Below are 8,582 nucleotides of genomic sequence, written 5' to 3'. Positions count from 1 at the left end.
GGCAGACCGTGAAGAAGTACTCGATGCGGGCCAAGGGGCTGAAGGTGGCCGGCGGGTTCGATCTGGTGCCGGAGACGCTGGCGGCGGTGAAGTCGGGCGATCTCGACTACACCATCGACCAGCAGCCCTACCTTCAGGGCTTCCTGCCGGTGCTCTACCTGTATCTGTACAAGCTGTCCGGCGGGCTGCTGTACCCGTCGGAGACGAACACGGGCCTGCTGTTCGTGACCAAGGAGAACGTGGACCCGTACCAGACGACGAAGACCCGCTTCGAGGGCTCGGACACGGCGCAGAAGGTCGTCGAACGGTCCGGGGCCATCAGTCACGCCTCCTGACGTGCGGGGCGCGAAACGGTGCAGGCGGCCTGCGCTCTGGGCAGCACGGCGCGGGCCGGGCTGCAGGCGGTGACCGCTTCTGGCACCTTCAGGCTGAACGGCGGCGCCTTCTCGCTGTGCACCTGCCCGATATCGAGCTGCTCCTGGGCGGGCTCCCAGCTCTCGGGCATCCTGGCCCTGAGCGCCTGGCGGGTCCCGGCGCGCACAAGCGGGCCGTAACGGGGGTCGGCGACGGCCTGACGGGCATGGGCCAGGGCGCGGCTGAGGCCGCCGCATCTCGGCATGAGAACGCGTCAGAGCAGGTCGTCGCCGGTGGTGTAGAAGCTGCGCACGAAATCGGCGAAGCGGTCCGTCCGGGCCCGTCCGCGGCCGTCGATGTTGAGCTGATCGAAGAGCTTCGTGGTGTACGGCAGCGGGAACCCGGCGACGCTGTGGAAGCCGAGGAAGTGGTCGCGCTCGATGAGCCCGTTGTCGTCCAGGTCGAGGACGGCCGACAGCGCCGTCACGTACGGCTCGCCGTGCTGGGCGAACCAGGCGGGGGCGTGGGAGAAGGCGGCGTACTCCTCGAAGGTGACCTGGCCGTCGTCGTTGTGATCGGCGGCGGCGGCCAGGCCTTCCCAGAATCGCCGGCATCCTTCGAGCAGGGCCAGGGCCTTGGGGGAGCCGGGCGGCACGCCGAGCACTGAGCGGAGCGTGAGGCGTACAGGGTGAAGTCGCCGGAGGTCAGCGAGCCGCTGCCGTTCAGGTCGAGTTGGTCGAAGCGCATCCGCAGGCGTTCGGGGGAGGACACGGGCATGGGGTTGCTCCATTCGATGATCGATCGGGTCAAGGGCGAACGGGGTGGCGGCCGTTGTCGCGGCCCGCCACCCGCCGCATGAGCTCTCTAGTTGGGCACGAGTGTCTGACCTGCCGTCCGGGTCTCGGCCAGCAGGAAGTTCTCGAACATCGTCAGGAAGGCGCCGGTGGGGATGCGTCCCTCCCGGCTGGTGTCGAGCTCGGCGTAGAACGTCTCGGCCGCGGCGCGCGGGAAGCCGATGCCGAGAGCGGCGGTCACGAAGTCGGTGTGCTCGATGAACCCGTCCTGATCCAGGTCGCACAACTGCGCGAGGGACTCCGCGAGCGGCCGGACGGCGGAGGGGTAGTTGGCCGGGGTGTGCGGCCGGGCGAACTCATCGAAGCTGAGCCGGCCGTCGTTGTTCTGGTCGAGCTCGCTGACCAGGCTCGTCCAGTAGCCGGTGATGCTGTCGAGGTACGTCCGCGCCGGTGCGGAGCCCGGGTCCACTCCGAGATCCCTGATGATCCGGCGTGCCGCCGTCTCCAGGTCGATGCTTTCGAGGTAACCGTTGGAGTTGGTGTTGAGGACATCGAAGACAGCCTTGATCCGCTCGTGCCGCGCGTCCATGGGACCCCCTTGACTACTTTGAGTAACTTTCTAGGCGCTATTAGTAGCAGAGAGTTGCCATCAAAGACCTTCCGTAACAGGAACACTTCGCTGTCTCACGGACTCCCGCCGGGGGATGGCCGGCCGAGATGAACGAGCAGGCGCGGATGCAGCAGCGTGGCGGGGGACGCGGCGAGGTGGATGACCGAGAACAGGCTGCGGTAGACGTCGGCATCGTGGGGAGCATGGTCGAGCAGCCTGTTCAGGGCATGTGCGGCCAGCCTCGCAGGCGAACGGCGGCGCCCCGGCGTCCAGCCGATGTCCGCCGCGGTCGTCATGAGCCACGGTACGGCGAGCAGCCGCGGCGCCCTGACCGCGAACGCCTCCGGGCGGCGCCCCTCGGCCAGCAGATCGCGCAGCAGGAGCGCCTGCATGGTGATCACCGTCATGCCCTGGCCGTAGACCGGGTTGAGACAGAACAACGCGTCGCCGAACGCCAGCAGCCCACCTGACCCGGCGCTCGCCGTCCGATGGTGGAGCCGCCAGCGGTTGGGGAGCACCGCGTAGCGGTGGACGCGCGTCAGCGGCCGGCCTTCGGTGATGACACGGCTGATCTCGGGGTTGCGCAGCGAGCGGGCGTACCGGAGGAACCCGGCCTCGTCGGCGGGCGCCTGCTGGTTCATGCCGGTGAGGCTGACCAGCCAGCGACCCGGCTCGACGGGCACGGCCGCCGCGCCGCGCGGGATGAGCGGCGCGGAGGTGAGCTCGACCGCGGGCCGCCACGAACCGCCGGCGGGGCGCTGGTAGAGGCGGGAGGTGTAGCAGGCCCGGCCGGGCAGGACGCGTTCGGGTGGCGCCGGGAGGCCGGCGGCGGCCAGCCAGTGAGGCAGCCGCGAGTGCCGGCCGGAGGCGTCCACCACCAGGTCGGCGTGCACGTCCCGAAATCCGTGCTGACCCGCGTGGCCGGACACCCCGGCGCAGCGACCGCGCGTGAACAGCACTCGCTCGACGCCGAACCCCGCCTCCAGTCGCACGCCGGGCAGGGCCAGAACGCGCCGGCGCAGAGCGCGGTCGAGAACGCCGCGATCCACGGAGGTCAACGGCAGCCCGAGCGGCACGTCCGGCGCCCAGCCGCGCGGCAGCATCGCGGCCATCCGGCAGACGTCGAACGTGGCCGCTCCCGCACCGGCCAACTCCCCGGCCAGCCCGGGAAAGAGCGCTTCAAGGCCCCGCATCCCCCGGTCGAGCAGGACGTGAACGTGCCGCGCCTGCGGCAGGCCGGGCCGCCGGACGGTGTCGGTCGTGACGGGATCCTTCTCCAGCAGCGTCACGGCGGGGTAGTGATCGGCCAGTACCCGGGCGGCGAGCAGGCCGGCGAAGCCCGCCCCGATCACGATCGCGTGTTCGTCTCCCACGTCGCTTCTCTCCTGTCAGCAGACACCGTCCTGGCCGTTCCGCCACTTGCGGCAGGGCCAGCCTTGGCTGTCTCGCCAGCCACTTCCCTCCCTCTGGGAGGCCATGACCAATGCGTTATCACTCAATTACTGTGAGTTAAACATGCAGGAGAGGGGATCTGTGACTACCTATTCGGGGGCCAAGCAGCACACCACCCCACACGAAGGACCCGGCGCCGCAGAGGCGCCTCCCGTCTTCTCCCTCCCCGATCTGGCCTTGCCCTTTCCCGCCTCCGCCGCTCGCCACGACAGTGAGGCGCTGCGCCGCGAAGCCAGCCGCTGGGCCCTCGACCAGGGCTTGATCGGCCCGCGCGGCCACGATCGGCTGCTGCGCCCCGGCCTCCTGGACGCCGGGATCGCACTCAGTGGCGACGCCCCACGCGAACGCGCCGTGATCCTGCTGCAATGGGTCCTCTGGACCCTCCTCCTGGACGACCGCATCGACGACGGGCACTGGGCCGACGACGGCGTCCTCGACACCTTCACCGAAGCCGCCCGGCGGATCGTCGAACACGGACCCGGGCACCGCCACGACGACCCGATGCTGAAGACGCTGGCCGGCGACCTTTGGCCGCGCACCCGGCGGCTCGGCGGCCCCGCCTGGCAGAGCGCTATCGCCGGACATGTCGTCCGCCACCTGCGCGCCCAGTGCCGGATGACCGCCTCGCGGGCCCCTTCCCTCGCCGCCTACACCGCCATGCGGCGCGACCTGCTCGGCGCCGACCTGCTGTTCGACCTGATCGAGGCCGTCCACGGCCTCAACACCCTCTGGCCGGGCGATCTCGACGCACTCGTCACCCGGCTGCGCGACTGCGCGGGCGACGTCCTGAGCTGGACCAATGACGTCTACTCGCTGGAGAAGGACCTGCTGCTGCGCGAGGACGCCAACCTCGTCAAGATCGTACGGAGGGAACGGGGGGTCGCCTGGCAGGCGGCGGTCGACACCGTACAAGCGATGATCATGCGGCGCGTGGACGCCTTCCAGACCGCACAGACCGAACTCGCCCTGCACCCTCCCTCGCCCGGCCGCGACAGGGCGAGCGCGCTGGCCCATCGGCTGTCGGCCGCCATGGCCGCCGGCCTGTCCTGGCACCGGTCCGTCGGCCGCTACCACTGGCAACGGTCCGCCGCCACCATCGACACCGCCCGCACCCCGCCGAGCCTGGTGTGGACCGAGTTCGAACGCGACCCCTACCCGCTGTACGCGCGGCTGCGCCGTCACTTCCCGCTGATGCGCGACGAACCGCTCGACGCCTGGGTGATCAGCCGGTACGACGACGTACGCGCCGCGCTGTGCCACCCGGACGTGACGTCCCAGAGCTACGCCTGGCAGGTCGGCGCGATGCTCGGCCGCACCCTGCTGGAGATGGACGGCCGGGAGCACACCGTGCACCGGGCCCTGCTGTCACCGGCCTTCCGCGGACACGCGATGACCGCCCTGCGCCGAACCGCCCACACCGCCGCCGCCGGCCTCGCCGCCGGCACCGCCCGCCAGATCCGCGACACCGGACAGGCCGACCTCGCCACGGGCTTCTGCCGGCAACTGCCCATCACCGTGCTGACCCGGGTGCTGGGGCTGCCCCTGGACGACGCCGAACTCCTGCGCCCCTGGTACACCGCCGGATTCGCGTACATGAGCGACCACCGCCAGGACCCCCTGACACTCCAGCGGGGCCTGGCCGCCCGCGACGACCTCTACGACTACCTCCGCCGGCACCTGGCCGCCCGCCGCGCCCGCCTCGGCGACGACCTCCTGTCGACCCTGTGCACCAGCCTCGTGGACGGCAGGCCGCTGGACGATGAGGAGATCATGGGCTGCTGCGCGGTCCTGCTGGCCGCCGGCGCCGACACCACCGACAGGGCGCTCGCGCTGTTCGCGGCCAACCTGCTCGACAACCCCGGCGCGCTCGCCGAGTTGCGCCACGACCCGGCCCTCGCCGACGCCGCCTGGGCCGAGTCACTGCGCCGCGACCCGCCGACCCAGATCGTCATCCGCCACACCACCGAGCCGGTCGAACTGCCCTCCGGCCGCCTGCCCCCGGACGCCACCGTCGTCTGCCTGCTGGCCTCCGCCAACCGGGATCCCGACCGCTTCCCCGACCCCGACCGCTACGACGTCCACCGCGCGGAAGCCTCCACCGACCGGCAGTTCGCCGCGTCGGCCGCCCATCTGGCCTTCGGCGCGGGCCGGCACTTCTGCCTCGGCGCCCACCTGGCCCGCCTGCTCGGCACCACCATGCCCATCCTCCTGCGCGCACTGCCCGGCCTGCGCTGGGCAGACGGCTTCACCCCCACCCAGACCGGTCTGATCAGCCGCGGACCGGACAGTCTCCTCATCACCATGGAAGGCGAGCGATGACCACCACACCCCCACGCACCTACCACGACGGTGCACTCAGCCACGCGGTCAGCTCCGAACTCGGCCGCCTCCAGGCGCTGGAAACCGCCCGGGACGCCACCACCGTCGCCCTCATCGAGCGCCTCGAACCGCGACGCGACTGGGCCTGCCTCGAACTCGGCGCCGGCGCCGGCTCGATCGCCCGCTGGCTGGCCACCCGCTGCCCCCTCGGCCAGGTCACCGCCACCGACCTCGACACCCGCTTCCTGACCGGCGACCTGCCCGCCCATCTGCGGGTCGTCCGCCACGACGTGACCCACGACGGCTTCCCCGACGGCACCTTCGACCTCATCCACGCCCGAGCACTCCTGGTCCACCTGCCCGACCGCGACCAGGTACTCAAGAGAGCCGCCCAATGGCTGCGCCCCGGCGGCTGGCTCATCGTCGAAGACCCGGACGTCTTCCCCGTCGAGTCCTCGCCCAGTCCCCTGTTCAAACAGGTCGCTCTCGGCGGCGCCCAGCTCCTCGCCGCCACCCTCGGCACCGACCTGCGCTGGCCCCGCACCATGCCCGCCCCGCTGACCGCCGCCGGCCTCGTCAACCCCGGCCTGCACGTCGCGGTGGGCACCGTCGGCGACGCAGGCCCTGACGACGTGCTGTGGAGAGCGACCTTCGACCAGGTCCGCCAGGCCATGACCCAGCACGGCCTCCTCGCCGCCGACGACGCCGCCCGCCTCGACCACCTGCTCGACCAGCCCGACTTCCTCGACGTCTGCCTGGCCTACGTCTCCAGCTGGGCCCAACGCCCCGCCGCCCCGTCGAGCCGCTCCGCCTGAATCCGCACCACCACGGTTCAACCCAGGGGGTGAGGCTTCGCCCGCGCGGGTGCAGGGCCAGGGACGGCCCGCGCATGGCCGGGCTCGTGACGGTGCGGACCTTGGCGAGTGCGGGGCACGAGAGGAAGCGGGCAGCGGTGTTCACAGGCGTCGCCTGTGGACACCGTCCTCGTTTCTCGAGTGCAGCCCGCACATTGTTGATGTTGGTCATGTCGCAGGCAGGATGCGTGGCGATGCCGGGCGATGCTGTTTCTGGGACTTCTGTAAGCCATTGGTGCTGCCATTGATGGTGACGGTCCGGTGAAGCCTGCTGGGTGCCGAGAGCGCCTGGAGGTTGCCGGCGTGCCGGTGGGCTTTGCCGGAGTACCAGGCGTCGATGGGTTCGCCCTTGACGCTGATGATCTGCTCGGCGCAGCGGTCGGTCGATATCAGGGTGCCGTCCAGGATGATGTTGGCCAGCCCGTCGGCTTGGGCGCGATCCAGAGCCTCGTGCAGATCAGGCGCTTGAGCTGCGAGGACATTGATCCCCTCGGGGATGTAGCGGTAGGCCGTGGCCCGGGAGATCCGGTGATCGCGGCCGAGTTCGGGTATGTCGTACCCGCCCCGGAACCAGCGCAGGATCATCACCGCCTGCCAGAACGGCGTCAGCGCACGACTGCCCTGCGGAGTGCCGAGTCGGCCACGTTCGTCGCGCAGCAACCGTCCAACGTAGCGAACCAACGGTCGGGGGACGTCGAGCATGGCACGATGAGCAATCACGTGGAGCCTTTCGGCCATCCGTCCCCAGATCGCCCGAATTATTTCTCTGAGATCAGCTCAATGCGCGAAGACGTCTACGACGCCCCTGATCTCCAGTTGTACTTGAGTTGGCATGAAAGCCATACACCTCCGATATAAAGGAAGCAGGTCGGCGTGTCCTAGACGAGATTCGAGAGCGGTCCAGAGATCCAGTAGATGCCGCACATCCTCCGCGGCATACTCTATTTGTTCGGCGGACAGAGATGGCGCCGCCCAATCGCTTGTTTGCTGAGCTTTGCTGATATCTACGCCTAGATAGCGCTGTAAAAGATACTTGAGGCTGTGTTGAGATCTGTCGGCATCGGGATCGATTAAGCGTGAGGCGACCTTGGTGCATATGATGGTGGTGGCATCCACTCCCCAGTGCGCACGCAGAAAGCGTAGATCGAATGGTGCATGATGAAAAACTTTTATGATGCTCCTGTCTTCCATTGCTGATATAAAGCGCCGAGGAGGGGTGGAGCGAATTTTGAGAACTATGGCACCGACGTCGGGAGTATATAGCTGGACTGTGGCGATTCTGGCGCGCTTCCAGTCAAGGCCGGAAGTCTCAATATCGCATGCCACTAAGCCCGCATGACGCAGGGCGGGCAAGAGGTCGTCCGGAAGATCGCCTTCGACGAGGCTGGTCTGGGACAACATGACTCCTCCTTAGTTGACGAGCTTGCTCTGCTCCTCGATCGCCGCAAGCTCGTCGCGGATGAACTGATACAAGCTCCCGCCTGCCCGGCACACGATCGTTGGCACTTGTGACCGCTTACGGCTGTGTGAGTACAAGACCAGAATCGCAGTCTGGTCGAAGCGGTAGCAGCTGAAGACGACGTCGCCCTTCCTGTAGTACACCTCAATCCTTGCCTTGCCTGCTGTGGCGAGTCCCTCGAACTCCCGCCTGGATTCCTTGATGGCGTTAACAAGTTCCGTGGGGTCCATCGAGAAGCGGTCGGCAAGATGGGCGATGGTGGCGGGGTCATCAGGATCCGGAAGATATATGCGAATCCTCGCATCCGCATTACTCGCCAGCGCCCGCAGTCGTGACATCTGAGCGTTTCTCCATGTCCGCCCGTACGTAACAAATATATCCAGCTTGCGAACATTTCTGAAGAGATCTTCCCAGTCTGGGTCCTCGACGTAGTTCGTCCCAATGCGCACGACCCCGGCGGCTTCCACCTCTGTTGCGGTCCGAGCTGTCTCTAATATCTCTCTGGAGAATGCGCGCCTACCCCATAGGTCCCAGACGAGCGCCAGTCCCACGGATACGATGAAGGCGGACCCCAAGTTATTGAGGAGCGCTTTCCCTCCTTCCCATCCGAGATCTAGGTAGCTGGTGTTAAGAGGTCGATCCTGGTCGGTTGCGTCTCGATCGCGGTCTGCTGAGCCGGGCCTGTGATCGAGCTTGGGTGGCCCAACCATTTGCGGGGTTCGGGCCGGCCCTGCGCTGCC

9 protein-coding genes and 1 pseudogene are annotated in these 8,582 nt (G+C 68.4%); 3 read left to right on the top strand and 7 right to left on the bottom strand.

All coding sequences use genetic code 11. The features are described 5' to 3' along the window. A pseudogene (locus tag ABD331_RS60405) lies at positions 1-335 on the top strand (hypothetical protein); the annotation flags it as partial. On the opposite strand, the gene ABD331_RS60400 reads toward ABD331_RS60405, so the two are convergent. The 4 genes from ABD331_RS60400 to ABD331_RS60385 form a co-directional block, all read right to left on the bottom strand. Further along, positions 323-541 (bottom strand): hypothetical protein, encoded by a 219-nt coding sequence (locus ABD331_RS60400; protein ID WP_344496611.1) that lies wholly within the window; start codon positions 539-541, stop codon positions 323-325. The pseudogene ABD331_RS60405 and the gene ABD331_RS60400 overlap by 13 nt on opposite strands. 87 nt (positions 542-628) lie before the next feature. Next, entirely contained in the window at positions 629-1,018 is a 390-nt protein-coding gene (locus tag ABD331_RS60395) for an EF-hand domain-containing protein (RefSeq protein WP_344496609.1), read from the bottom strand. 200 nt (positions 1,019-1,218) lie between these two features. Next, on the bottom strand, positions 1,219-1,737 hold the full coding sequence (locus ABD331_RS60390) for an EF-hand domain-containing protein (protein ID WP_344496607.1): 519 nt from the start codon (positions 1,735-1,737) through the stop codon (positions 1,219-1,221). 95 nt (positions 1,738-1,832) lie between these two features. Further along, a complete protein-coding gene (locus ABD331_RS60385; protein WP_344496605.1) occupies positions 1,833-3,131 on the bottom strand; it encodes an NAD(P)/FAD-dependent oxidoreductase in 1,299 nt (432 codons plus the stop codon). Between the two features lie 160 nt (positions 3,132-3,291). On the opposite strand from ABD331_RS60385, the gene ABD331_RS60380 reads away from it, so the two are divergent. Both ABD331_RS60380 and ABD331_RS60375 read left to right on the top strand, forming a co-directional pair. Then, on the top strand, positions 3,292-5,529 hold the full coding sequence (locus tag ABD331_RS60380) for a cytochrome P450 (RefSeq protein ID WP_344496603.1): 2,238 nt from the start codon (positions 3,292-3,294) through the stop codon (positions 5,527-5,529). After that, complete coding sequence (locus tag ABD331_RS60375; RefSeq protein WP_344496601.1) at positions 5,526-6,344, top strand: class I SAM-dependent methyltransferase; 819 nt, start codon at positions 5,526-5,528, stop codon at positions 6,342-6,344. The genes ABD331_RS60380 and ABD331_RS60375 overlap by 4 nt, the downstream gene beginning before the upstream one ends. Positions 6,345-6,551: 207 nt before the next feature. Here ABD331_RS60375 and ABD331_RS60370 read toward each other — a convergent pair whose 3' ends face one another. The 3 genes from ABD331_RS60370 to ABD331_RS60360 form a co-directional block, all read right to left on the bottom strand. Beyond that, a complete protein-coding gene (locus tag ABD331_RS60370; RefSeq protein WP_344496599.1) occupies positions 6,552-7,043 on the bottom strand; it encodes a hypothetical protein in 492 nt (163 codons plus the stop codon). A gap of 117 nt (positions 7,044-7,160) precedes the next feature. Further along, the gene (locus ABD331_RS60365; RefSeq protein ID WP_344496597.1) at positions 7,161-7,784 is read right to left on the bottom strand and encodes a ribonuclease D; all 624 of its coding nucleotides are present in this window, start codon (positions 7,782-7,784) and stop codon (positions 7,161-7,163) included. 9 nt (positions 7,785-7,793) lie between these two features. Next, positions 7,794-8,582, bottom strand: a 789-nt coding sequence (locus ABD331_RS60360) for a hypothetical protein (RefSeq protein WP_344496595.1), incomplete at its 5' end; no start/stop codon positions are given.

Origin of the sequence: Nonomuraea monospora, assembly GCF_039531895.1 — a bacterium.
Lineage (GTDB): Bacteria > Actinomycetota > Actinomycetes > Streptosporangiales > Streptosporangiaceae > Nonomuraea > Nonomuraea monospora.
The sequence above is the reverse complement of the archived record's forward strand: the minus strand, read 5'-3'. Positions and strand labels throughout refer to the sequence as shown.

Coding starts and splice junctions, on each gene's coding strand:
- ABD331_RS60390 (WP_344496607.1), bottom strand. CDS start 1,737: ATGGACGCGCGGCACGAGCGGATCAAGGCTGTCTTCGATGTCCTCAAC.
- ABD331_RS60375 (WP_344496601.1), top strand. CDS start 5,526: ATGACCACCACACCCCCACGCACCTACCACGACGGTGCACTCAGCCAC.
- ABD331_RS60365 (WP_344496597.1), bottom strand. CDS start 7,784: ATGTTGTCCCAGACCAGCCTCGTCGAAGGCGATCTTCCGGACGACCTC.